The 25,954-nt window shown below is 44.7% G+C and carries 23 protein-coding genes and 1 pseudogene; 17 read left to right on the forward strand and 7 right to left on the reverse strand.

The window, feature by feature from the left end; all coding sequences use genetic code 11:
- Positions 1-45: 45 nt before the first annotated feature.
- On the reverse strand, positions 46-837 hold the full coding sequence (locus AC1DVJ_RS22800) for a response regulator transcription factor (RefSeq protein ID WP_477593598.1): 792 nt from the start codon (positions 835-837) through the stop codon (positions 46-48).
- Entirely contained in the window at positions 834-2,654 is a 1,821-nt protein-coding gene (locus AC1DVJ_RS22805) for a sensor histidine kinase (protein WP_477593600.1), read from the reverse strand. The genes AC1DVJ_RS22800 and AC1DVJ_RS22805 overlap by 4 nt, the downstream gene beginning before the upstream one ends.
- Before the next feature lie 143 nt (positions 2,655-2,797).
- Between AC1DVJ_RS22805 and AC1DVJ_RS22810 the strand changes: the two genes are divergently transcribed.
- The 9 genes from AC1DVJ_RS22810 (at position 2,798) to AC1DVJ_RS22850 (ending at position 12,306) form a co-directional block, all read left to right on the forward strand.
- Positions 2,798-4,090 (forward strand): ABC transporter substrate-binding protein, encoded by a 1,293-nt coding sequence (locus AC1DVJ_RS22810; RefSeq protein WP_477593602.1) that lies wholly within the window; start codon positions 2,798-2,800, stop codon positions 4,088-4,090.
- A gap of 105 nt (positions 4,091-4,195) precedes the next feature.
- Positions 4,196-5,074, forward strand: a complete 879-nt coding sequence (locus tag AC1DVJ_RS22815; RefSeq protein ID WP_477593604.1) for a carbohydrate ABC transporter permease — start codon at positions 4,196-4,198, stop codon at positions 5,072-5,074.
- Positions 5,071-5,892 carry a carbohydrate ABC transporter permease gene (locus tag AC1DVJ_RS22820; RefSeq protein ID WP_477593606.1) on the forward strand — a complete coding sequence of 274 codons (822 nt, stop codon included), beginning with the start codon at positions 5,071-5,073 and terminating at the stop codon, positions 5,890-5,892. Before AC1DVJ_RS22815 ends, AC1DVJ_RS22820 begins: the two co-directional genes overlap by 4 nt.
- 222 nt (positions 5,893-6,114) lie before the next feature.
- Positions 6,115-6,255, forward strand: a complete 141-nt coding sequence (locus AC1DVJ_RS22825; protein ID WP_477593609.1) for a DUF3502 domain-containing protein — start codon at positions 6,115-6,117, stop codon at positions 6,253-6,255.
- A gap of 289 nt (positions 6,256-6,544) precedes the next feature.
- Entirely contained in the window at positions 6,545-7,825 is a 1,281-nt protein-coding gene (locus tag AC1DVJ_RS22830) for a Gfo/Idh/MocA family protein (RefSeq protein ID WP_477593611.1), read from the forward strand.
- A 42-nt stretch (positions 7,826-7,867) separates the two neighbouring features.
- A complete protein-coding gene (locus AC1DVJ_RS22835; RefSeq protein ID WP_477593613.1) occupies positions 7,868-8,626 on the forward strand; it encodes an SDR family NAD(P)-dependent oxidoreductase in 759 nt (252 codons plus the stop codon).
- A 4-nt stretch (positions 8,627-8,630) separates the two neighbouring features.
- Complete coding sequence (locus AC1DVJ_RS22840; RefSeq protein WP_477593615.1) at positions 8,631-9,623, forward strand: ROK family protein; 993 nt, start codon at positions 8,631-8,633, stop codon at positions 9,621-9,623.
- A 22-nt stretch (positions 9,624-9,645) separates the two neighbouring features.
- Complete coding sequence (locus AC1DVJ_RS22845) at positions 9,646-10,377, forward strand: sugar isomerase domain-containing protein (RefSeq protein WP_477593617.1); 732 nt, start codon at positions 9,646-9,648, stop codon at positions 10,375-10,377.
- A 12-nt stretch (positions 10,378-10,389) separates the two neighbouring features.
- Positions 10,390-12,306 (forward strand): DUF8034 domain-containing protein, encoded by a 1,917-nt coding sequence (locus AC1DVJ_RS22850; RefSeq protein WP_477593619.1) that lies wholly within the window; start codon positions 10,390-10,392, stop codon positions 12,304-12,306.
- A gap of 92 nt (positions 12,307-12,398) precedes the next feature.
- Here the strand turns inward: AC1DVJ_RS22850 and AC1DVJ_RS22855 are convergent, their stop codons facing one another.
- The gene (locus AC1DVJ_RS22855) at positions 12,399-12,644 is read right to left on the reverse strand and encodes a hypothetical protein (RefSeq protein WP_477593621.1); all 246 of its coding nucleotides are present in this window, start codon (positions 12,642-12,644) and stop codon (positions 12,399-12,401) included.
- Positions 12,645-12,787: 143 nt separating this feature from the next.
- Between AC1DVJ_RS22855 and AC1DVJ_RS22860 the strand changes: the two genes are divergently transcribed.
- Positions 12,788-13,006: a hypothetical protein gene (locus tag AC1DVJ_RS22860; protein ID WP_477593623.1), complete on the forward strand. Its 219-nt coding sequence runs from the start codon at positions 12,788-12,790 to the stop codon at positions 13,004-13,006.
- A 94-nt stretch (positions 13,007-13,100) separates the two neighbouring features.
- On the opposite strand, the gene AC1DVJ_RS22865 is transcribed toward AC1DVJ_RS22860, so the two are convergent.
- The 3 genes from AC1DVJ_RS22865 to AC1DVJ_RS22875 all read right to left on the reverse strand — a co-directional run bounded on the left by AC1DVJ_RS22865 (position 13,101) and on the right by AC1DVJ_RS22875 (position 16,347).
- A complete protein-coding gene (locus tag AC1DVJ_RS22865) occupies positions 13,101-14,450 on the reverse strand; it encodes an MATE family efflux transporter (protein ID WP_477593625.1) in 1,350 nt (449 codons plus the stop codon).
- A gap of 259 nt (positions 14,451-14,709) precedes the next feature.
- Positions 14,710-15,585, reverse strand: coding sequence for a sugar phosphate isomerase/epimerase family protein (locus tag AC1DVJ_RS22870; protein ID WP_477593627.1), 876 nt, complete (start codon positions 15,583-15,585; stop codon positions 14,710-14,712).
- Positions 15,586-15,603: 18 nt separating this feature from the next.
- Positions 15,604-16,347, reverse strand: coding sequence for a phytanoyl-CoA dioxygenase family protein (locus AC1DVJ_RS22875; protein ID WP_477593629.1), 744 nt, complete (start codon positions 16,345-16,347; stop codon positions 15,604-15,606).
- 152 nt (positions 16,348-16,499) lie between these two features.
- On the opposite strand from AC1DVJ_RS22875, the gene AC1DVJ_RS22880 reads away from it, so the two are divergent.
- The 3 genes from AC1DVJ_RS22880 to AC1DVJ_RS22890 are packed head-to-tail and all read left to right on the forward strand — an operon-like array spanning position 16,500 to position 18,118.
- Positions 16,500-17,321 carry a helix-turn-helix domain-containing protein gene (locus AC1DVJ_RS22880; protein ID WP_477593631.1) on the forward strand — a complete coding sequence of 274 codons (822 nt, stop codon included), beginning with the start codon at positions 16,500-16,502 and terminating at the stop codon, positions 17,319-17,321.
- A gap of 25 nt (positions 17,322-17,346) precedes the next feature.
- Positions 17,347-17,682 (forward strand): hypothetical protein, encoded by a 336-nt coding sequence (locus AC1DVJ_RS22885; RefSeq protein WP_477593633.1) that lies wholly within the window; start codon positions 17,347-17,349, stop codon positions 17,680-17,682.
- Complete coding sequence (locus AC1DVJ_RS22890) at positions 17,675-18,118, forward strand: hypothetical protein (protein ID WP_477593635.1); 444 nt, start codon at positions 17,675-17,677, stop codon at positions 18,116-18,118. Before AC1DVJ_RS22885 ends, AC1DVJ_RS22890 begins: the two co-directional genes overlap by 8 nt.
- 153 nt (positions 18,119-18,271) lie before the next feature.
- On the opposite strand, the gene AC1DVJ_RS22895 is transcribed toward AC1DVJ_RS22890, so the two are convergent.
- Positions 18,272-20,014, reverse strand: a complete 1,743-nt coding sequence (locus AC1DVJ_RS22895; protein WP_477593637.1) for an S-layer homology domain-containing protein — start codon at positions 20,012-20,014, stop codon at positions 18,272-18,274.
- Between the two features lie 140 nt (positions 20,015-20,154).
- On the opposite strand from AC1DVJ_RS22895, the gene AC1DVJ_RS22900 reads away from it, so the two are divergent.
- From AC1DVJ_RS22900 to AC1DVJ_RS22915, 4 genes and pseudogenes are all read left to right on the forward strand, one after another.
- A complete protein-coding gene (locus AC1DVJ_RS22900) occupies positions 20,155-20,553 on the forward strand; it encodes a hypothetical protein (protein ID WP_477593638.1) in 399 nt (132 codons plus the stop codon).
- Between the two features lie 340 nt (positions 20,554-20,893).
- Positions 20,894-21,232: pseudogene (locus AC1DVJ_RS22905) on the forward strand (fibronectin type III domain-containing protein); the annotation flags it as partial.
- A 381-nt stretch (positions 21,233-21,613) separates the two neighbouring features.
- Complete coding sequence (locus tag AC1DVJ_RS22910; protein WP_477593643.1) at positions 21,614-25,054, forward strand: S-layer homology domain-containing protein; 3,441 nt, start codon at positions 21,614-21,616, stop codon at positions 25,052-25,054.
- A 155-nt stretch (positions 25,055-25,209) separates the two neighbouring features.
- Positions 25,210-25,954: phosphotransferase (locus AC1DVJ_RS22915; RefSeq protein ID WP_477593639.1), on the forward strand; the 745-nt coding region annotated here is incomplete at its 3' end.

Below are 25,954 nucleotides of genomic sequence, written 5' to 3' on the forward strand. Positions count from 1 at the left end.
GCGCGCCTACTGGGCGGCTGCGATGGCCAAGCTCTTTTTGTGCTTCTAGGGGGGATTTCTCATTCCGGCTCGATATTCGGAAGGACTAATGCCAGTTGTGCTTTTAAATAGACGGCTAAAATAATGAGAATCGGTATAACCGACCCGTTCCGCAATTTGTTTGAAATCAAGCTCCGGACGGACTGTCATCAGTCGTTTCGCTTCGTTCATACGCAGTGTAATGATATACTGAGTCGGCGTAACTTCCTTGTACTTTTTGAATAGACGGATGAAGTACGAAGGATTAAAGTTGAATTTCTGAGCAATAGATTCCAAGGTAATCGGCGTTGAAAAATGTTCATTCATATAGACTTCTATGGTTTCGATTAAATCTACTGGCGTCTCTGTTGAAGTATCGCCCTCCATAGGAGGGGAGAGCGCCGCTTTGTTCACCTCAGGCATGGCTGACTCCAACGCATTCCTGATTCTAAGCAGAGTTTCTTGCAGTTCCTTGGATTTAAGAGGTTTTAGCAAATAATCAGCGATGCCGTAACGCATCGCTTGTTGGGCATATGTGAACTCGCTGTACCCGCTTAAAATCACGATATACACATTCGGATATTGATTTCTAACCGACTTAATGAGTTCCAACCCGTCCATCATCGGCATGCGGATGTCAGTCAATAGTACATGGGGCAGCTGGCGGCTCATGGATGCCAGCGCTTCTAAACCGTTCTGTACGCGATCGATGACGATAAATGCAGGGTCCGCCGCTTCTACCTTGCGGCTAATGTGCTCCAGAATGACAGGTTCATCTTCTGCAATGAGTACATGGATAGGAATATTGGAGTTGATCATGGATGCAGGTCTCCTTTCGCGTAAGTTACCCCAATTGTCACGCATGCGCCGCCTTCAGGATGATTGTACACCTCGAAGATAGAATGGTTATTATGAAACAATCGCATCCTGTAAGCAATATTGGCGAGTCCGATTTCTTGCGCCTTGTCAGCGTGCTCGCTATCATAGGAAACATTATTTATTATTTTGGCTCGCAGCGTTTGAAGCGCTTCCTCCGTGAAGCCTTTGCCGTTATCGCGCACGGTAATCGTCCATTTATCAGAGCTAAAGGCTCCGACTATGGAGAAAGCCCATGGCGGAGGTACGTGTATCCCGTATTTGAAGCAGTTTTCTATTAACGGTTGAATCGTTAACTTCGGGATTAACAATTGCAGCATTTCTTCAGGAATATCCACAGTGCAATGAAACTGATTTAAATACCTTTTTTTCATGAGATCCAAATAACTTGCTGTATGCGTAAGTTCGTCGGCAATGGTAACAGGAGAAGAAGAATCGCTGACAATGTATCGAAGCATGTCTGAAAGATCTTCGCACATTTTGACAATTTCGGTCTGGTTATTTTTCTCAGCAGTGATACTGATAATGGTTAGCGTGTTATACAAGAAATGCGGATTCATTTGAGATTGCAGCRCATGCATACGGGCTTGTATTTCATGGGAACGTGATGAAACGACGGTTTCGAGAGAACTCTTTAATCTTTCGCACATATCCATGAAAGACTGATTGAGCACTTCAAGTTCATTTAGGTTGCTGCGAAATTTCAAAGGCGATTTCTGTGATAAGGAATCCAGATTTAGTCTGTTGATCGAATGATAAATTTTCTTAATCGGGATGGTTAGGCCTTTAGAAACGTAATAGGAAAATAAGAGCGTGAGCAATAGGATCAACAGCCCGCCGAGGAGTGTATAATTACGAAATGTAATCACTGGTTTGAGTAGTTGATTTTCTGATTCGGCTACAAATACTGTCCAACCCGAAAACTCGGAGTTGAAATACGCAACAATTTCTTTGTTATGGTTATAGGAATTATTGACAGTGAAGCTGTTTGTACTTGATTGAAGCGACCTCATTTTGGCTGCGTAAAGCGCTATGATTCCTTTCGTGTTATCATCATCTTGGCCTGAACTTTCCGAATAGGGGTAAATGATGTTGCTCTGCTGATCTATTATATAGGTGGTCTTTGAGGGCATAGACTTTTCAACAATGGCTGCGATTCTGTCATAATTTTGCTGTATTTCAATAATGCTATTGACTTCCTGACCGTAAGATTCGGAAAATGCCCTGTTTAAGGAGATGACTATTTTTTTGGACAATCCCCAATCATCCACATGCGGTAAGGTAATGAATTTGCTTCCGTCATAATCAAGTGTACTTCTAATCCAGGAAATCGAATTCAAATTATTGGGCGGGATGAAATTGGAAATAAAATAACTTCCAAACCCAAAGGAGCTTCCGTTCATTTTAAATATATTGATCTGGTGAACTGGAACAACTGGACCTGTAATGGACAGGAGGATCTCGTTAAGGCGTTTTTGATTATAAAAAAGAGACGTTTCTTCGGTAGCGTTTTCAAAAAATAATTCACGCAGGGGAATAGAAGCCATAATTTTTAGCGATATTGTATTCATACTCATCAGTTCGGCGTCCAATTGTGTGGAAATGTACTCGGCGTTCTTTTGAATAGCGGTAGAAGTACCTTTCTTAAATGCATTTGCCGTATAAAAATAAAAAGATGTTATGAGAGTGATCACGATAACGGTAATTAAAATCGAATAGCTTGAAAATAGCTTTGCTTGGATGGATTTGGACTTCAACACGATGCGAACCTCCAAAAGTAGATTTAATCCACGCCGACAAGTAGATATCCTGCATTTATTAAAAGAATCTAGAAGATTATAATAAATTCAAAGTTGACTGGCCAGTCACACTTATTAAACCAATCAATCAGGGGGAAAGCAAGATGAAAAATAAGAGTTCAATAAAACGTTTTTCCATAATATTGATTTCACTGCTCACTATGATTATTTTTCTAGCCGCTTGCGGAACGGACAACGCAACAGGGGCTAAATCAAGTAAAGCGGTTACACTCAACATCGCGTCTATTGGCGACTGGGTTAAAGATGTTGATCGAAAGCTTGCTGAATCCTTTACGAAGGAAACGGGAATTAAAATTGACTTTCAAGTCATGGCTGAAGACCAATATGCAAACGTTCTCAAAACTAGACTTGCAGCAGGCGAAGGTCCTGACATCTTCTTTACTTGGGGAGCGGCTAACGCCTTTCAATTCCTCCCTGATAAAAACTTTGCGGATTTGTCGGGTGAGCCTTGGGTCAAAAATTTAGATGAGATGGCTAAACTTGGCGTCAACTATGAAGGCAAAATTTTGGCTTGGCCCACTGGCGTTGGTCAAAAGGGTTGGGGCATGATGTATAATACAGAAATTTTCGATAAATTAGGCTTAAAAGTACCGAAAACCTATGAGGAATTTATTGCTGTATGCGAAAAACTCAAAGCTAGCGGAATTAATCCAATCTATGAACCGCTCAAAGATAACTGGCATCCAGGGTTATGGTTCGCCGTCATCGGACCATTGGCTAACAACAATACACCAGGCCTATATGATAAATTGAATAGTAATCAAGCTAAATTTGCCGATGTCAAAGAATTCGAAACGTACCTTACACAATTAAAACAAGTGTATGACAAAGGCTATTTCGGTAAAGATTCCTTGTCGGATACTTGGGATAAAGCGCCTGATGCTCTGAAATCCGGGAAATACGGGATGTTCTTCTCCTTTGCTATCTGGGACGGTTACATCAAAGAGAAAGATCCGCAAGGCGATTATTCCAAATGGAGCATGTTCCCTGTACCGTTTGCAGGCAATAACATGTATGCGCCTACAGTCGAGCTAATGCGAGTTGTGAATAAGAATAGCAAAAATCTCGATGCTGCCAAACAGTATCTTCAGTTTATTAGCAAAGAAGATAACTTAAAGACGTACTATGATGCCCGTAAAGATGTTCTTCCAGGAATGAAGCCGTTCCCATCAGCGGAATCGGAAAAATCGAAGCAATTAACTGCAAATTCAAATGGTAAATTTAATATGTCCATGGAGAATGGCATTAAATTCTGGGATAACACGACGGAAGGAAAATACGTCATTGATATGTTATTAGGCGGGAAGACTCCTAAACAATTACTGGAAGCCTTTGATGCAGATCGCCAAAAACTTTTTAATGCAAATGCCAAATAAAGATTAAATACAGCGCACTTGAGTAGAACAGAGGCCTGTTAGATGAAGAGCTAGCCAAAATTGTTCTCATCTAACAGGATCTTTTTATAAAGAGGGGACATTCCTATGAGAAACATTAAAGTGTATTCCGGGGGTTTTTTAGTGCCGGGGCTGCTAATCTATATAATCTTGTTTTTACTGCCGTGCATCATGGGCTTGTATTACTCGTTTACGAATTGGAATTCCATGAGCGATACGATGAAATTTATTGGCTTAGATAATTACAAACAAATTTGGTCTGCGGGCACGGGCACGCTGAAAGTTTTTAATAGCACGATACTTTATGCATTTGGAACGACGGTGTTTAAAATTATTTTGGGGTTGATTCTTGCCTTATTGTTAAATGAGGGAATCCGATCTAAAAATGTGTTGCGTATGATTTTCTTCATGCCCATTACGCTTTCACCGCTCATCATCGGTATCATTTTTGCGCAAATATTTCATCCGACCGGCGTACTTAACGACTTTCTTTTGTTGGTTGGTCTTGATTCATTGGCACATGCTTGGATTGCCGAGCCCAAATTAGCGTTATGGTCGAGTATGTCTGTAGAGATTTGGAAGGCTAGCKGGTTTTCAATGGCGATATTTCTGGCAGGTTTGCAGATGATCCCGAAATCCTTGTATGAAGCAGCAGACATCGACGGGGCAAATCTCTGGGGTAAATTCAAGCATATCACCCTGCCGCTGCTCATGCCTTCGATTTCCATTAATTCCGTTCTCGGTGTCATTTCTGGACTTAAGGTATTCGATATGATTTATCCATTGACGAATGGCGGACCAGGCAGAGCAACTGAGGTTATCAACATCACGGTATTTAATGAGTTTTCAAAAGGGGATTACGGTTACGCTACCGCGCTTGGCGTTGTTATGTTTGTATTCATTACGATCATTTCATTTGCGGTATTAGGAGCATTTACGAAAGCAAATGAGGTGGAAATTTCATGAGATCATCAACCATAACCTATCTCTCGAAAGAAGTTTTGATGTGGATATTAACGCTGCTCGTCTTGGTTCCTGTATTTTTGGTGCTCCTTAATTCCTTTAAGCCCACTGTCGAAGCAAATTCTATGAATTTCGCTTGGCCGAGTTCATTTCACTTAGATAACTATGTTAAAGTGATTCAAGGTAGCCATTTATTCCGCAGTTTCTTAAATAGTATGCTCATTTCAACCTCAACGGTGATATTGACATCATTGACTTCTTCTATGTCTGCATTCGTACTTTCCAGGAACAGAACTCGTTTGAACAAAGCGATCTATTATATTGTTTTATTAGGATTAGTAGCCCCGATGAACATGGTAGCAACGTTTAAAATCATGCAATTGCTCCATCTTCTGAACACAATGCCCGGCATCATTTTATTGTACTCTGCTATGTTCATGCCTTTTAGTGTGTTTTTATACTATGGATTTATTCACGGGGTTCCTCGGGCACTGGATGAAGCTGCAATTATTGACGGTTGTAGTGGACGTCAGCTCTTTGGAAAGGTGATCCTGCCACTATTAAAGCCAGTGACCTCCACGGTGCTTATCATTAATTTTCTAACGAGCTGGAACGATTTCGTTATTCCCCTGTACTATTTGAACTCTTCGACAAAGTGGGGAATGATTATGGCCATGTACAATTATTATGGTTCCTTCTACTCACAATGGAACAATATGTGCGTAGTTATCGTACTGACGATTGTGCCTATTCTCATCGTATATTTACTGGGTCAGAAATATATCATCGCGGGGATGACTTCAGGAGCCGTGAAAGGCTGAATGGAGTTAAACTCTATCGATCAAGCTGTAAGAATCATTGTACATGGGAAAAATAGCCCGATATGAGTTATGGGACTCGTATCGGGCTATTTGTGCGTTTAGCAGAGACGGAATACCTGAGGATATTTTTCATAGAAAGTTTATCTGCGAATTCGCCAAACAAAGARAGAGCCATGATGCTCCTTAATCTGCTAAACACCGACAAAGAAATTTACAACACACTTGTCTGGGGCGTCGAGGGCAAGCATTACAAGAAAGTCGCACCAATGCGGTTCCGTAGACCCTGAGAAGTATTTGCCGCAATTCTTGGGAAATTTGAAAAAAGCAGGCTCAGACAAAATTATTGCTGAGAAACAAAAGTAATTGGATGCTTGGAAAGCTGCTAAATAAGTAACTGAAGCTAAAGTACTAACGTGTGTTAGTAATTGGGGAACTATGCATGTAATCCTACTTGTAGTGATTACATGCAAGGTTCCTTTAATTTTTCTTTTGACCAAGCTTTAATTACTAATTTATTAAAAATCATTTTTTTGGAGCTTATTTTCGCTATAAATCGAAGAAATTTCGTTTTTTTATTGTTTTCGAATGTTAAGCCAACATGTATGATCAGGTCTATAAAGTTGACTTATCGTTAAAAGGAGAGAATTTCAAAATGACAACTATGACTGCGGTATTAATTGGAGCGGGACAAAGAGGCGCTGATGCTTACGCTTCCTATGCACTCGACTACCCTGATGAAGTGAAATTTGTAGCGGTTGCCGAGATTGATCCCATCAGAAGGACGCGTTTCCAACAGGCTCACGCTATTGAGGATGCAAATGTATTCGAAAGCTGGGAGCGGCTGTTTGAAGGGCCGAAAATCGCTGATGCGGTATTGATTTGCACGCAGGACCAAATGCATTTTGAGCCGGCGATTCGGGCCTTGGAGAAAGGGTATCATGTTCTACTCGAAAAGCCGATGTCACCAAGTCCGACCGAATGTGTCCAGATGGGCGAGTATGCCGAAAAATATAAACGCGTGTTTTCCATCTGCCATGTGCTGAGGTATACCGAGTTCTATAAGAAGCTAAAGCAATTGCTCGTCGATGGAGCGATTGGCAGACTCATTTCGATCCAGCATACCGAAAATGTGGAACACCGCCATCAGGCGCACAGTTTCGTGCGAGGGAACTGGCGAAACTCCGAAACTTCGAGTCCGATGATTTTAGCGAAGAGCTGTCATGACATGGATATTTTATTGTGGCTAGCGGATGCCGAGTGTACGAAGGTGTCGTCATTCGGATCACTAACGCATTTTCGTTCCGAAAGTGCCCCAGAAGGTGCGCCAATGTACTGTTTGGATGGTTGTCCTGTCCAGAATGAATGTCCTTATTATGCGCCTAAAATGTATTTGGAAAGAGAGGACTGGGTAGGTTCTGTGCTGCGAAAAGTTGTCAGTAATGATGATAGTAAAGAAGGAGTCCTCCAAGCTTTGCGAAATGGGCCATACGGCAGATGCGTATATCACTGCGATAATAATGTGGTCGATCATCAGGTCGTCAATCTCGAGTTCGCGAACGAGGTTACCGTCGCCTTTACAATGTGTGCCTTCACCAAAGAAGGAGGCAGATCCATGAAGCTGATGGGAACACGAGGTCAGATCAGAGCCGACATGGAGAAAAACGTCATCGAAGTAAGCAGCTTTATTACAGGCGAGACTGAAACGATTGAGATTAAGGCTCCCTTGGAAGGGCATGGCGGTGGCGACCACGGCATCATGCGAGACTTCATTCGACTAGTGAGCCGAGATGGGGAAGAAGCTGGACTTACTGGCGCACGGGCTTCTGTGCAGAGTCATCTGATGGCGTTTGCCGCTGAGAAGTCGCGATTGGAGAGTCAGGTTATAAGGATCGGCGATTATTTCAAGGAGTTGAAAGAAAGTACTCATAATTAAATTCGGGAGTGGATATCACTCTATCTATAAGAGGTGATTTGTGTGAAAGATCTGAAAGGCAAAATAGCACTCGTAACCGGATCAACGAGCGGCATTGGCAAAGCAGCGGCAATTGAGCTGGCTTCCCATGGTGCCAAAGTAACCGTGCATGGGATGAACGAAGAACGCGGACGTCAAGTGGTGGACGAGATCCACTCACTTGGAGGAGAAGCCATTTTTGTGCAGATGGATTTGTCTTCTCTGGAAGCACCAAGGCAGATCATTGAACAAACGACGCAGCACTGGGGGGCACTGGATATCCTTGTCAACAATGCGGCGCTCATCTGCAACAAACCGCTTGAAAGTATCGAACACGCAGACTGGGATTCACTGTTTGCTGTGAATGTGAAGACGCCGTTTTTCCTTGTTAAGGAAGCACTTCCGTGGCTTAAAGAAAGCAGCAGCGGTGTCGTTATCAATGTCAGCTCGATCAACCGGCTTGTGAACAGCCGTAACAATCTCGTCTACGACGCGATGAAAGCTGCTTTAAACCATATGACACGCGGACTTTCGCTCGATTTGCGCGAGTCAGGTATTCGTGTGAATGCCGTCATGCCGGGAGGAACAGCAACACCGCTGTTGAACAAATGGTTAGATATGACGAACCACACGCAGGAACAAGCGGAACATCTTTTAAAGACGGCGCCCAACATTACTAGCCCGGAACAAATCGCACATGTGATCGCCTTTTTGGCCAGCAGCCAATCTGCTTGGATCAACGGTGCTGAAATTCCATTGGACGGCGGTTATTTCATCGGTTAATGGGATGGGAAACAGGGGGCGGATCGATTGGAAAGAAGGCGGACGTATGAGTGAAATGTTTTCCAAAAAGAGCCTGGCGATCGGCGTCGATATCGGCGGTACCCATCTCAAGATGGGACTAATCAATGAACAAGGCGAAGTCATCGACCATTATTCCGTGAATTTGCACCGAGACGAAACGAAGATAGCAGATATCACATTCATTACCCAAGAAGTTGCAGGGTTTATTGAAAGGTTGAATGTCAGGAATCAACTTGCGGGCGTAGGTGTCTCTTGTCCGGGCATTCTGGATACCAACCTCGGCATTGTAAAATTTGCAGTCAATCTGGGCTGGACTGATATTCCGCTTGTCGAAATGATGCAGCATCAGCTGAGGCTACCTGTTAAATTGGAATGCGATGCAACAGCTGGCGCCATAGGTGAATGGCGATATGGCGCGGGAATCAATCAATCCTCTTTTCTATATATTTGTTTAGGCACCGGAGTTGGCGCAAGTCTTGTGGTTGATCAGCAAATCTATCATGGGGATTGTGGACCGGCTATCAATATCGGACATACAAGTGTTATTCCTGACGGAAAACCTTGTATATGCGGAAATAGAGGCTGCCTGGAGACATACGTTTCGGCTACTGCGATTTTGGATCGAGTTCGGATGGAACTTGGATCAGTAAATTCAATCTTGTCAGCGTGGGTACAGTCGCGAACCTTGAACTCATTGCTTGTTTATGAAGCTGCTATTCAAGGTGATCATTATGCCAATGAAGTATTTCAGGATGCTGGGAAGCTTCTCGGTGTCAGCTTGGTCAATTGTATTCATCTTTTCGGCGTGGGGACGATCATTATCGGCGGCGGGTTCAGTCAATCTGGCGATCTGCTGTTGGAATCTACAAGAAACACGGTGAGAGAAAGGTTTATTAATGGAAATGTAAGTATTTTACAATCAAAATTACCGACAACTGCTGGCATTTTAGGGGCGGCGGCGAACTTTTTTAAATAAAAATGACAGAAGGTGATTGTATATGTTGCTCGATCAATATATCAGAAACATTCAAGAGCAAATCTCCAGCATTCAATCGACGCAAAAAAATGCCCTTATTGAGGTCGCCAGCAAAATTGCGGATTCGATAGAGCAGGGTGGCATTATGCACGTTTTTGGAAGCGGCCACTCTCATATGATTGCGGAAGAAGTTTTTCATCGCGCTGGCGGACTTGCTTGCGTGAATGCGATGCTTGAACCGTCGTTGATGGAGCTTAATGTAGGCCGGGCCACAATGCTGGAGAGGTTGCCTGGCTATGCGGAAGTATTGCTAACGGGTTACGACTTGCGACCGGGAGAAGTCATTGTGATCGTCTCCAATTCAGGCATTAACGCCGTCCCGATCGAGGTTGCACTGGAAAGCAAAAAGCGGGGATTGTTCGTCGTTACGGTAACAAATATGGATCATTCCTTGAAGACGGCATCGCGTCATCCGAGCGGAAAAAAACTGTACGAAGCTGGCGATATTGTATTGGATACTTGCGGGGTGCACGGTGATGCCACCTTGTCTTACGACGACACTTTGAATAAAATAGGGCCGACTTCAACGATTGGCGGCATTGTAATGATTCAAGCTTTAACGGTGGCGATCGTTGATGAATTGACGCAAAGAGGAACTGTTCCTCCKGTATTGGTTAGTGCCAATCGGGACGGAGGAGACGGACATAACAGAGAATTAATTGATCGATATCGGCAACGGGTCAGGTATTTATAAGGAGGATAAAGAATGAAGAGCTTAATTGCAAGTATCACCGCCTCTGAACGTGTAGTCCCGCCGCAGTGGGCGCTACAGGAGCAGTTACTATTTGACACGTTGAACAAAGCGGCAAAAGAATTCGTCGCCCGCTATACACGTCCGGAAGGAACGCTCATTTGGTTTGATCATTGGCCGGGAATGGACGGTTCGGATGATCCTTATGAGGGGTTTATGAATTTGGCGCTTCTATACATGCTTGGGGGTAGCAGCGAGCTGCATGAAATATCGCGCCGAATTTTCGACGGCATCACTTGGCAATGGACGCAGTACGGCCAAATTCACCGGGATTTTGACGCTTATTATGACTGGATGCACCACGGCGAAGGCTACCTATATTTGTACTTTCTCGGGTTAGCGGGGCCGGCAACGCTGAAAGACCGCCAGCGAGCAACGACCTTCGCGAAGATGTACACGGGTGATGACCCTGAAGCGCCCAATTATGACAAGGAGCGGAAGCTGATCCGTTCGCCGCTCAACGGCAGCCGCGGTCCGCGGTTTGTTGTGAATGAGGAGGATTGGAGCACACACCGGGGCATTTTGGATGATTATCTTGCGCCGTATGAAGATATCCCCGGGGTTGATTTCGCCAGTGGCAAATGCGCTTGGTCTAACGATGAGGTGTATAAACACCTAATCTCCATGATGAACGAACGTATGAACCGAGGTGACGTTCCGCTGAACTTGAACGCGACCGGTCTGGTCACGCATGCGTTCATGCAAAACGGCGATGAAAACTTGCGAGATTTGGTTGTCGCTTATCTGGAAGCCTGGCAGGAGCGAAGCAATCGCAATGGCGGCATTATTCCCGATAACGTCGGACTAACAGATCAAATCGGGGAGTACAACGAGGGTAAATGGTGGGGCGGCTATTACGGCTGGCGCTGGCCGCACGGGTTCATGACGATTATCGAGCCGTTGACGAACGCATGTATGAACGCAGCGATGCTGAGCGGAGATCTGAATAAGCTTCAGCTTGCGAGAGAACAGCTTGATCGGAACTGGGAATTACGCAAGGAGCAGGATGGCAAGTGGCTCGTACCGTACAAGCATTTTGACAGCGGCTGGACAGATTACCGCGAAGCGCAACCGAAATATCCGATTTACTTATGGTCGATGTCGATGACTGATGAAGATATGGATCGAATTGAGCGCATCCCGAAAGACCACAATTGGAACGAAGTGATCGTACCTCAATTTTCAGGCCGCGATCCGAAAACAGGTAGGGAAACGAAGCATTACATCGGCAACACTCAGCCGTGGTATCAGTATATTCGCGGGCTGAATCCTGGCTATCCAGAGCAGATCTTAAGCGCCAACTACGAAATGATTGGCAACCAATTAGCTAAAATGCGTGCGCCTGATGGCGATCCGTACACCTGGACGGAGCATTATAATGAAGGCATGTATTCCGCCATTCATATTTGGCAAGAAATGTGTCCTGTCTACTTTGAAGGTCTCGTGCAGTTGACGCTAGGGGGACCGATGCATATTTCGCACGGAGGTCTGCAGCACGGCCGTGTTCGCTATTTCGATGCGGTTCTGAAGCGGCCAGGGTTGCCGCAAGGCGTTTCAGCATTAGTCGAAAAATTGACGCAAGACTCCGTTACAATCCAGCTCGTGAACACGAGCTTGTTCGATAAACGCGAGCTCATTATTCAAGCTGGCGTGTTCGGCGAGCATCAGTTTAAAAACGGCGAAATCATCGGACGTAACGGTGAAATCACTGGGACGACGACGGTGAACGGAAAGTGGCTCCATGTGGTATTGCCGGAGGGGACGGGCATTACGCTTTGCCTAGGCATGAAGCGATTCGCGAATACGCCAACCTATGCTATGCCTTGGCCGGAAAATGACAAGCAGCTTATTCAGGGTCGGGCAGATTCATGATTTCGATCGAAAAGAGACCAGATATTGAAATCCGAGGCACCCACAATGCGGGGTGCTTTTTTGTTTGACGCCGGAATTTATAAGTATATGGATTAAATAGAATAAATGGAGCTGGAATTTCCAGCTTGAATGCCGAGCGGCAAGCTGAATTGACACGCTGAAGCTGGATTTTCCAGCTTCAATATCGATCCGCAAGCTGAATTGACACACTGTAGCTGGATTTTCCAGCTTGAATGCCGAGCGGCAAGCTGAATTGACACGCTGTAGCTGGATTTTCCAGCTTCAATATCGATCCGCAAGGTGAATTGACACGCTGTAGCTGGAATTTCCAGCTTCAATGTCGAGCAGCAAGCTGAATTGACACGCTGTAGCTGGAATTTCCAGCTTCAATGTCGAGCAGCTAGCAGAATTGACACGCTGTAGCTGGAATTTCCAGCTTGAATGTCGAGCAGCTAGCTGAATTGACACGCTGTAGCTGGAAATGGCGCTGTTAACGAATGAGCCAAGAGCGGCGACTGCTCTAATAGCAGTTACTAAACAAGGCTCGAAGGAAGCGAAAGCGCCAATGGCCGAGTATGAATTGTGCTGGCCACAAGCAGTCTTGCAGCTGGCCGACCAAGCGGATGTGTACACCCCCAGATTCTCGTATTCGTGGTACTATTATCCACTGATCCATTTTTCTTCGCATATCAATCGCTGACGTATATGACGGCTAACTATAGCTCGGAGGGGAATGTTCATACAGACCATAAAAAGACAGCCGATATCGGCTGTCTTTGCCACGCTAACCAAAACTAGCGCATCTCCTCACTGCTCACCAACACTTTTTTCTCCCAAGCTCTGCTTCTCCAGCGGAATAATAGCACAATTCCTCTAATTGCTTCGTCCATGATGAACACGCACCACATCCCTATCAACCCGTACCCCAAATGCACGCCGAACCAATATGTAAGCGGGACACACAGCCCTAATATGGCACACATGCCCATTAAGACTATAAATCGCGCGTCACCCGCAGCTCGAAGAGATTCACCGATTACAATATTCAAACAACGTACTGGCTCTAAAAGGAAACCAAGCGTCAGTAATAATGCTCCCAATGCAATAATTTCGGTGTTGTCCGTAAATAGGCCGATCAACTGTTTTCTGAACACAACGGTCAGAGTAACTGCGGCAAGTGAAAGTAATAAGCTAAGCAGTAAACTACGAAACAACTGCTTGTAAGCTTCCTCCTTTTCACCTGCACCCACCAGTCGACCAATGATGATTTGAGTCCCCCGTCCCAAGGAAATGGCCAGCACTATGATGAACGTCATGATATTTTGAGTATAAATCCGAGTGGAAAGCATCTCAGCACCCAGCTGAGTGATAAAATAGGTCGTCATAAGTTGGCTTACCGAATAGACAAGTTGCCCCCCAGCTGTTGGAACCCCAATTGACAATATTTTTTTCATATCTGCGAATTTCGCTTTGTAAAAGTCGCTGAAGGATAAGTTCAATCGAACGATTTTTCTTAAAAGCATGCTATAGGCAACCAGTCCGAGTAATTGGCTGAATACGGCCGATATGGCGACACCTGGTACGCCGAGCTTTGGAAAGCCGAGAGGACCGAAAATAAATAAAATACTGCCGGCCAAATTGACGAGATTAATTCCCAAGCTGACGATCATTGTATATCTGGTATAACCATGCACCTGTGTTATAGCCGCAATGGTCAGATTGATGGCTTGAATAAATAAGGCGCTGCCAACGATCGATAGGAATATGCGCGCCTGTTCGAGTGTCTCTGGTTCCAAGCCGAAGGGCTGAAGCAGCTGTTTGCTGAAGCAAACGATACAAATGCTGATCAATAAGCCGAATAGGCTATTAAGCGAGATGGCTCCAGCGGCAAATTTCTTGACATCTTTCATTTTATTCGCACCTATATATTGAGAAATGACAATGGCCGTACCGGTTGAAATCACTTGCAGCAGCAAGAATAAGAAGATGATGAGCTGATTGCTGACGCCCACCGCTGCAACGGCTTCATCCGACACATGACTCACGATGAACGTATCCGAGGTCCGCATGAACACAAGAAGTGACGATTCAATAAATAAAGGCCATGTAATGGCAAACAAACCTAGCTTCTTCGGATTCGTCATGGGGAGGAACTCCTTCGATACTGCTCGTTATGGATCTCCTCTTTATCTTGGGGGATGACGAAACCGTTTTCATTGCAAAACTTGAGCAAATGATTGCTTATATTGACTAGGCATCCAAGAACGCAATCACACTAGAAGAGTTCGGTCGTATGACAACGATACAGATGCAATAGTAAGAAGGAAATTCAGCATAAATAGGAGCATAATAAGCAAGAATCAAGTAAAACTGCCACAGGCAAATGCCTGTGGCAGTTTTTGTCTACTTATTCGCAGTGGACACTTCCAACGTTACTTCCTTCCATATGGTTTCAGCTATGGATTTGAATAAAAGTGCTTGCTGCCAACGATCGGAGGCCTCTATCTCTCGCCCAGAGGCATCCCGATAAGTCATGGCATAGTTACCGATAGGTCCCAGCTCTGTTACGAAAGGTAAAGCAGATCCCGGGCTGGCGTTGGAGAGCCAGTTCTGCATCGCCTTTCGCCACCATCGCTTGAAATGGCCGAGCATCGGGTGATCGCCTTCAGCGCCAACATCGATTTGTACTTTCTCGCCATCGGATACTCTGGCATGAATGCAAGACGTCTGCATGAGCAGGCGATCGAATAGTGCCTCGACGTTATCGGAACTGCTGTTTATTTCGCCTGCAACGACATAATGTGAAAGATCGATAGTCAGCGGCAAATGGGGGATCGAATTGCAATAACCGACCGTACGAATCAAATCCTGTGTGACGGTCCCACGGTGTGTCTCGATATAAACAGGCATGGTAGCCTTTTCAGAAGCAACTAAAATCCCCTCGAGCAACCGAACGGCTTCGTTATCAACAACGAATGCGTCCATAACTTGTGCGTTGATATAAGAAACACGGCCAAAGGCTGCTGCAGCATCAAGTGTATCTCGGATATCCTTTACTGTACGCGGAAAGGCTAAAGCGCTAAACCCTAGCTTGTAGTTATCCAGAAGCCGATGCCACGTGTCCATGTCTGGTTTGGCAGGAATCCAACCGCATATGCTTGTATAACCGGCTTCTGCGATTTTCTCGAATCGCTCTTCTGTCGACCATTCTTTGCCATTGGCGCCTAGTCCGCCCATCGCCCACCAGGACTGCTGCATATCCAAACGGAAATTATTCATCTTTAATTTCTCCTTTTACTAGTACAACGGGTATTTTTGACGCAGATCCTCGCGGAACAGGATATTGGAATCTTCTCGAATATAGTGACACACATAGGATCGGCGCCAGCGCTCCTTACTGCGGTTCTTCGTGGAGGAATGAATGAGCAGCTCGCTGAAAAATAAAATGTCGCCTTTTTCCATGATAACTGGAATCTGGTTACTGGTATCGATCCCCTCAGTTTCCTCGGTCCAATGTTCGTGTTCTTCGAGATTTTTGACGGCACCATGCGGCAGCAGGCCTAGTTTATGCGTACCGGGCAACACCCATAAGCAGCCATTCTCTTTGTCCACGCTTTCTTCCATGGCCGTCCAAGCTGCAATCATCGTCATGGGATCGTTCTTAATATAATAGTAGTCCTGATGAGCTGCTTGTCCTGGCGATCCAGGCTCTTTATAAAAGTACATACTTTGAACACATACCGCTTCCTTGCCCATCAGCTGGGCTAATACGCCGCGAACGATGGTGTGTTTCATTAATTGACGGGAAAAACTGTCATGTTTATGCGGATTGAACAAGCGAAGCGAGAACTTCTTACTTTCTTCACAGTCGGCCCATTGGGGAACAGACTCTTGATGACGGATGTCGTAGATGTGTCCGTTAAAGGCATCAACTAAATCGTCACTCATACCTTTTTTGAATAGGAAATATCCGTTTTCTTTGAAAAATTCAATTTGATCATGAGTAAGCGGTGTTAATGGGGATGTGAATGTCTTATTCATGGCGTACACTCCTTATGTTTCATACTGTATGTTCCTTCTCCTTTAGATTACGATRAATTGGATTTATCGACAATGGCTGAGGTTAGCATATATGTGTCTGTAATTGATATTTAATGATTAAAGGGTATACTATATGGAAAGGGGGGATTCATATGAGGGAAACGGATAGCACAATCATCTCACTTAATATGATAGAGTCTGTAAATGCTGGATCCATTGTATATCCGCCTGGAGGTCGATTTGGTCCGCGCATCCAGCCGGATATTCAGCTTGTCATGCTATATTCCGGTGAAATGGATGTATCCATAGGTGATCGAACGATTCATGTTAAACCTGGACATCTCATTATGTTAATGCCTGGGCATGAGGAATATTTTACATTTTCCAAAACAGAGGATACCTGGCATCGATGGATCGCTGTTCATGTGCCCGATTTGGACAGTAAAGTCCTTGAGCAGCTTTCCGCACTGCCTGAGTGTCTCCCATTGTCAGAGAATATGAATCGTCTCTTGGATCTTATGCTGCGGATTGTGCAGGATACAGCTGCTACAGACCCTTTGCTAATCAGCTTGGGACTTGCCGCACTACAGTTGTACCCCTCAGAATCCAAAGCTGCATTACAAAAGCAAGAAAAGCATCCTGCGGTATATGCTGCGATTTCCTGGATATCTGAGCATTTCGCGAATGAGTTTACACTGAATGAATTGGCCGAGGTTGTAGGCGTATCATCCGAGCACTTAGTTCGCCTGTTCAGACAACACGAGCAAACGACGCCGATTCAGTACGTTTGGAATTATCGTGTGAACCAAGCCGTGGCGCTGCTTACCAATACGGGCCTCAGCATTACCGAGATTGCGTATCGGTGCGGCTTCAAGACATCACATCACTTCGCCCGTCTAGTAAAAAAGACGACAGGGCAAACCGCATCGGAGCTTAGGCAGTTGTCTTGGAGTGGGCTTCGGGGCAGGTCGTGACGGGCTTTTGGAGGGGAGATGGAGTATGAAAATAACGAAGCTCATTGGTTTACTAGCTTCAATTGGTTCAATGATACTTTGGATTGTATGTATTTTTATTAATCCATACACGCATGAGCGTGCTGAAAATGACGTTTTGTTAATAACATTATTTACGCTTTTTGTTCCAGCTTGTGTAGCATTGATAGGGTCTGTTATAAACAAGACATCCCTTATGTTTATTGCATTTGTCTGGTCGGTTCCTATAAGTCTGTATATGGCCATGACCCCGAGTATTTTTAAATTGTTTGGAATTACTTCTGTTCTGTATCTTGTATCGGGTATTTTGATGATTAGGAAAAAGGGGTCTCGAGGTGGCTAATCTGCGAATTTGGTTATATTTTATTATTTTATCTATCTGTGTATTTGGAATTACATCAACTACGAAAGCAACAACGTATCCATCAGATCGCGTGTTGTGGAACGATAACATATACGACACTTTGAAAGAAATCATTACTGTGGATCAAATTGGGCAACAAATCGGAGAAGTAAAACGCAATGTGAATCCAATGCCGAAAAGAAACGGTGATTCGAATACCATTCCAGTTGGAACGAAATTATTTGAGATAAAAGGGATAAGTACGAAAGAAGCGATTGCAGTTCAAAGAGGTGGAGAATATAACAAAGCGTTAAATCATGGGGAATTTACAAGTGATGAGACTTCTGTAACCATGAGGTATTTAAATATTCTACTTACGGTTTTGGCTATACTAGGTTTGGTTTCTTTTATGATTCGTAGGTTTCGTAAAAGGTAAACCATTTAGTAGTGACATCGTTGCGTGGTTCACATGGGTCGCTTCAATCGTCATAGCCGAGATCTTACGCCGCGGCAATTTATTAATAAAAGGCTGCCATAAATCGGCAGCCTCTTCGCGTTAGCATGAATTCAACACAGTCATCCTAATACATTATTCTTCCTTAACATTGTTCAATAACTCAGGAATAACCCAACCTTGAACCAAGTCCAGCATATCCTGTTTAGCGCTGTCCTTCTGCCCGATTACAATCCCGCTCAGCGTATACTCGATTCTGGTGTCTGGCTCTCCTGACATTGGCCGGAGTAGGGTGACCTCATAAGTCGTATGCTGCTTGCGTTCGGGATCATCCACAAATGTAAACTGTCTCTCCACCATTGAAGCGGGTCCGTGCGGAGTTGTGATCGTCTCCTTCGAGACCTCAATGTCATCCGGTTGCCGTATAATTACTGCGCCTTTTCTTTCAATGGACATGTAGGCTTGCAGGGATACATTTTTGTAGGTTGCGGGCTTACCGTCTTCCAGAAGATATTTTCCTTCCGGGGTGACAACATATTGGGTTTGTTTTGCGTTGGGATCGGCTTTGGTAATAAAATTCACTTGAATGCCTGATATCGACGTATGGATATAAACGTCCATCGATGAAAGTGAGAGATGGCTCGATCTGTTGTAATCAAGTTCGGGATCCCCCCACCTAAGGTCCCAATCTTGTACTTGGGCTTGGTCCTGTACGAGAATCTTCATCTCGTCCACTAAGGAGTTACTGACCAGCAGACCTTCATTCTCACCTAGAACACTGATCAAGGAGTTTCGAAGTTTGTTGATGTAATAGTCATCGAATTGCGTGGTCTTCATCTGGTTGCCCCATAAGCGGGAAATGTACAACTTCATCGTATTATTCTGGGAATGATCCAGCTCCTCGAAAACCTCAAATTCGAAAGGTTTGTTGAAATAGGGCAGCCCCGTTGACTGTAAACTCATATCGTACGTACCTAACGTGATTGAGACCGCAGCATTTCCTTTTCGACTATAGCTCAAGTTCAATTTCTCTCGATCTGGATCATACAAGCTGTTCGCGATGGCATAGACATACTCATTTATATGCGGATTGTATTTCTCCTTAAGGCGGACTCGATAAGCCGGATCATCGGGACCCATTGTATTATTGGTGAACACCACATTTCCGTTCTCAACCTCGTATGTAAAATAAAGGACGGGACCAGACTGTCCTTTGTTTGTCTGATATCCCTTCAGCTTCTCGCCTGGGAGGCTGGTTAGCTCTGATGGATCCGAAGGGGTCTTTGGTCGTACTTTCACCGTTGTCCAACCTTTTTCTTGAAGTCCTTTAACGAAAGTCAACGCTTCAGCCCGGGTCAAATTCTCATCCCCTCGATACGCATACACCGTCTTCCCAGAGTAATCTTCATTGATTTTCCCTTGAGCATAGCCCTTCTGGAGCAAATACCTTACGGCATCTGGACCTGTGTAATTTTTGCCATCAGCACCCGACACCAACTCGGCTACCTTTGTCCTGCTGATTGGCTTGTCCCGCTCTTCAATCTGATTGGCTCCTCTAACAGGTAAGTTATAACTCTGTGCAGTCTCGTAGTAGGGAGAGGACCATGCTACCTCGGGATCAATGTTCTGCTGCGCACCAAAGCTTCTAAGAAACAAAGTCACAAACTCTGCTTCCGACATAGTCCGGTCAGGCTGGAACGTCATGTCGTCGTAACCGTCTATTAATGCTCGCTCTGCTCCCCACCTAATGGCTGTTTCTGCCCAATGACCTGCAGTATCCGTAAACTCGGCATTAGCTTCACCAGAGTTCATTCCAGATGAAACGATTAGGCAAAGTCCAAATCCTAGAGTTAATCGAAGTGCTGTTCTCTTACTCATCACAATCCATCCTTAGTAAATTTATAGTAAATAAAGGGAAAAATAAGCTACTTAAACTTTATTTCATTATAATAACGAAATAAAGAACTATTTTAAACTCTTGACTGTAAAGTAACTACTATTCCTTTAGAGGTGAGATCATGAATTCGAAGTTTTTCTACATTGTATTGACTTTAATAATAATCTTTTCAGGTTGTTCTTCAGCTCCACAAACCGAGAGTCGTAAAAATGAATTGGAGTACGGTAAAACAGTACGTGTAACTTTGGCTTGGAATGACATTATTTATGAGTTGGTTACCGAGTCTGTACCAATCGATAAGATTGATAAAGAAATAGGGGTAGTGAATAATCAAGTAAGTCCGTACCCAACCAATAATGGTGAGGTGGGTAGAAATACACCTGAAGGACCTATGATAATCCGTAATGGTGGAGGCAAATTATACGCAATAAAAGGTGTAAGTCAGCAAAAACAAATAGCTATTGAACTCTCAAAAGGTGAATACAAAAAATGCACCTTTTTCACTAAGTTACCAGAATAGGAATAATTATGTGAAAGTCAATCAAGAGCATCTTAACCGGGACCCGATTCTGGTGGATGCTCTTTTATTTGTAATCATAGGTGTCTTTATATTGGATTCTGCACAAATTGCCCTATTATACAGGCTTTATTACAAAAATGTTAAGAAATGATTATATCTGTTATTCACCGAAATTGATTTAATGTAGCTATACATATTAGCACTATGCATTAGGTTTTAACAACAGGAGGAAATCTAAATGAAGAAGAAAGCTAACATTATTTACAGTTTCATGCTCTCACTGGCTCTGCTGGTTGGATTATTTCCAGCAATGCCTGTTCATGCGGCTGGCGGCTATTCTATGGCGCCACAAAACTTATCCGTACCTCCATTAGCATTTGATGAATCAAAAATTGTTCTTAGCTGGGAGAAGCCGGACGACTATTACGAGAGTACAGAAAAAATCGTGGACTATGAGGTATTCCAGGATGAAATCAGCCTCGGACTTGCAAGCGATAATTTTAAAAAGAATTATTCCTATGTTAGTGCGTATATGGACGCATTTTACGAGAAATTAGACGCGAATCATCATCGGATCAGCAACCTTTCCTTTATGGCGACCGGTCTGGAACCCGAGACGATGTATGAATTTAAGGTGCGGGCCGTTTACGCCGACACTACAACGTCTGCTTTTAGTGCGCCGCTTAGCTTTTCAACTGCGTCTATACCTATCGTCATAGACGCCGCCGACCATGGCGCAACCTATATTATTAATAAGTCTGGTGACTATACAATTCGGCGCGCAAACAATAATGCAACGGTTATAAAAGAAATCGAAGACAACACCGCCGCGATTCAGGCTGCGATCGACGCCACCCCTGCGGGCGGCAAGGCTGTATTAAAGGGAAGCGGAAACAATGCGGCACCTTGGTATTATACAAGCGGATCACTGTTTCTGCACAGCAATATGACCTTCGAAATTGAAGAGGGGGCTGTGCTGCTCGGCTCTCCTGTTTTTGACCACTATCCGCGCAGCCTTCTGGTCTATCCTTATTCACAGGATATCCGGACATATGGCCTGTTGAATGCTGTATCCTGGGACAATGGCTCCTTGGAGAACATCCGCATCGTCGGTAAGGGCGCAATTGACGGTAACGGTTGGAAGAATACCACCACCGGAAGCGGCTTACAGACCAAAAGGGCGGTGGATCCATCTCCAGGCCCAAGCCTCGTCGATCCTACTGGGAATAAATGGAATCTACCGAACTACCAGGCAGGCAGCAGCGCCACTGTTGATGATAATAATAAACCAAACGATTCCGCCGCGGTAAGAGGCATCCTCGCTGCTGATGCGATGTGGCAGTCGCGTCAGGATCAAACACCGAATGCCGGTACCCCGCAATTCTACAATGCCCGACCCAACCTGACGGTAGCGCGCGGCGTGCATGGCCTGTATTACGAGGGGCTGACCTTCTATAATCCAGCATTCCACGGAATCGTCAATTATCAGTCCGAGCAGATTGCTGTGAACGGCGTTGTTACGATGATGTTCGACGCCAACAATGGCGACGGTGTCGAGTTTGGCGACTGCCTTGATCTTATGGTCATGAACAGCTTTTGGGATACCGGCGATGACGCCATCAACTTTGCAGCCGGTCAGGGCACGGTTGTACGCAATTTGACCGACAAAGTGGCAAGCGGAGAGGGCCGCATTTTCAATAACTTTGTACGTAACGGCCATGGCGGCCTGTTGGCAATGGGCAGCCATACCGGCGGCTGGATCGGCGATATGGTCGCGGAAGAGAATGTCTATAATACGGGCGAAGCAGGAAGTAATGGCGTCTTGCGTATGAAATCCGGCGCTACCACCGGAGGCGGTATCCGCAATATTATCGTGCGCGACAATGCGGTCAATTATATGGTCGGTGGAAACAACGGTACGATTGTGATTGACACATCCTACAGCGATGGCAACGCCAGCACAGCCTTCGGTCCGGAAAGCGAGCTGCCCCTGACCTTCGAAAATGTTTTAGTACGCAATATGACGGTGTCAAACTCTCTCGTACCGCTGATTAACACAGCGGCACCCGGCAGCTCCGCCTATGCTAAAAGCCCAGTGCTGCGCAATTTCACGTTCGAGGATATCAAGATCTTTTCTTACTTAGGAACAAATGCTGGTACGATTACGATAAATGGCATGTCGGATGTTACCTTCCGCAACATTACAGGTCTTCAAAGAGACATTACCGCCACCAACAGCAAGAACGTCACGATCGAGAATTGCTTTGGGACCACAATCCGCAGGCCGGATGCGCTGAATGGGAGTGGCGCACTCACCGTGACGGCCAATACTTATAAGGTCACTTTAGATTGGCCCGCCATCGATAATGCGACGCAGTACGCCGTGTTGGTTGATATGCAGGATGGTCATGGCTATCAGCAAAAAGAGATTGTAATGAGTTCTGGATCGGGGTCGGAATCCACGGAAATCGCGCTGCGCCCAAAAACCTCCTACAAAGTTGCGGTCCGACCGGAGACGACAGGTGCAAATGCTTCCTATGGGGAACTGCTGGAGACGTTGGTAACTACGAATGATGCAACGCTTGGGGCAACCACGACGATCTCGACTGCATCGCCGGATTTTAGAGTTAAAGCTGCAAACATTACGGGCATCTCCTGGCAGGATTTCGCTTGGTATGACGTTACCGATGCTGTCTACGGCGTCCATTATTACGATTTAACGGCTACGCCGCAAGATCCCAAATATGCTACCCACACATTCAAAGCCTATTTTGACAATGACGACCGGATAGGTTACTCGCTGTGGGGGTTGGATGATGGCGTGACATATGATGTTACGATGAAGGCCGTCAACTGGATTGGACAGGAAGGGCCTGTGGCAGGTCCGATTACGATCACCACCGTTCCCGGCACCTTAATGCAGCTTCCGCAGTGGGCTCCCGATAGCAAGCTTACCGTCAGCGGCGGCAGGTGGATTGGGGAGGATATGACCCTCACATGGAACGAAAACGACGTAACGGATTATTCCAATGGCGATACCGCGCGATTTGCCGGCTACCGCATCATGATTAACGGCGTGCCGGTGGACGGTGGAGCAGTTCAAACAAACGCGAAACCAACCGTTCAACCGGGTCAAAATACTTATGTGCTTTCAACTGCCGGATTTCTTCCCAATATTCCTTATACAATATCTGTGGAAGCGGGAAGCGAGATTCTGAAATATGCGTCCGGCGCAGGCGGACTTGGCGGCTCCACAGGCTTTACCGGTAAAAATAATACCGAACTACCTCGGAACCAGGTGACCATTGGAAAATGGACCGGGCACGGGCCGAGCGTAACGCACACATTATTATCGGGGCCAGCCTCTGATGCCAGTGTTACAAGTGTAACTGTCGCTGGAGTAGCGGCCACCGTTTCTGGCAGCGATAATACTGTCTATAACGTAGTACTTCCGCACGATACAGTATTAGCGAACCTTACAGCCTCTGATATCGTGGTAACTACCAATGATGTTCATACAACTGTAGGTACTGCCACGACAATCGATGCAGGTAAAACCTGGAATGTAGTAGTAACCGCAGAAGACGATACAACTGAAGTATCCTATACCATCAACGTATCGGTAGAAGCAACACCGGTAGCTCCACCTATCGGAAGTAGCAGTACCTCTACAAGTTATTCCGTGTCGATGGGTGCCAAGGCGGAAAACGGTTCGGTCTCTTATGACAAAACCCAAGCAACTGCCGGAACCAAGATTGCCATTACCGTTACACCCGATAAGGGCTATAAGTTGGATGATATTAAGGTATTCGATCAAAATGGTAAGGAAGTAAAAATCACTGAAAATGCAGACGGCACCTATAGCTTCATCATGCCTGTAGGCGGGGCTAAAGTTGAGCCTACATTTATTAAGGAAAAAGAAGTGGAAATTCCGGGGACTGCAGAATCTATCAAAAAATTCATCGATATAAAAGAAGATGATTGGTTCTATGAAGGTATAAAATTTGTGAGCGAAAAAGGGCTTATGATAGGAACATCCGAGAACAGCTTCAGCCCAAATCAAAATACCAGCAGAGCCGTGATAGTAACGATTCTTTATAGACTGGAAGGAAATCCGTCAGCTTTAGAAAGCAGCTTTACAGATGTTAAGACAGACACATGGTTTAGTGACGCCGTTGCATGGGCTTCATCAAACAATGTTATAAGTGGCTATGGAAATGGGCTCTTCGGACCGAATGATGACATAACAAGAGAACAACTATGCACTATACTATACAATTATGCAAAGCATAAAGGATATGACATTTCTAGTGTCAAGAACGTGGATGCCTTTACTGACGGAAATAAAGTATCAAGTTGGGCTAAAGAACCCATGGAATGGGCAATAGGCTCAGGGTTAATCAACGGCTATGGAGATAATATTCTTGCTCCGACAGATACAGCAACCAGAGCGCAATTATCCATTATCATCCAAAGGTTCATTGAAAAGGTTGTAAAATAAAATATAAAAAAATAAAAATAAGCAGCTGACTTTGAGGAGTCAGCTGCTTATTACCAGTTGGTTCCATACAGTGAATATTCCTTAAATCCCCTCATTGTGATACTCTGTTTTGAGTATCCATTTTAAAAAGAATGGATGCTGGATCGGGGGATAATATGCAAGAAAAAATTGATGTGATCGTTCGTAAATACTTTGAGGATTCTACATACAATATCGATCCAGTGCCATTCGGTCTGACTAACCTAACGAAAATTTTAACAATGAATGATCAAAAATATGTCATTCGAATCTACAATCGTCATACTAAAAATGTAGAAAGCATTAAATTTGAAGATCAATTAACAATGTATTTGAGTAAACAGAATCTTTCATTTGTCGTGCCCGTATTTTTGAATACGAATGAGAGCGAACAGTACGTACACTTCTCCGATGGAACATTAGGTGCGATCGTTTCGTTTGTTGAAGGGGTAGTTCCGGAGATATCCAATGTTCAGCAAGCCACAGAGTTTGGTTCTGTTGTAGGTGAAATCAGTTCAGCACTTAGTCAATGCTCAGCAGAGTTTAAATTTGAAGGGGTTCCTTTCACAGAAATTTATAGTCTGCATCCATTAGCCGGTTATGATGCTATTACATCTTTTATCAAGGCTCCACCTTTTGAAATTCCTCAAACAGCACTTAACTTTTATAAAGAAACGATCTACTTTGTGGAACAAAATAAAAATGAATTAATACAATTGCCGAAGCAATTAGTTCATCATGATGTATTAATCTACAACTTACTCTCAAAAGAGAACAAAATTAACGGTGTTTTGGATTTTGATTTTACTTCACTTGATATTAGCTTTATGGAATTTACCATTTCCCTTAATCACATCATACAATTGACAAACGGATCATGGG

Source organism: Paenibacillus sp. P4_A9 (genome assembly GCF_056402415.1).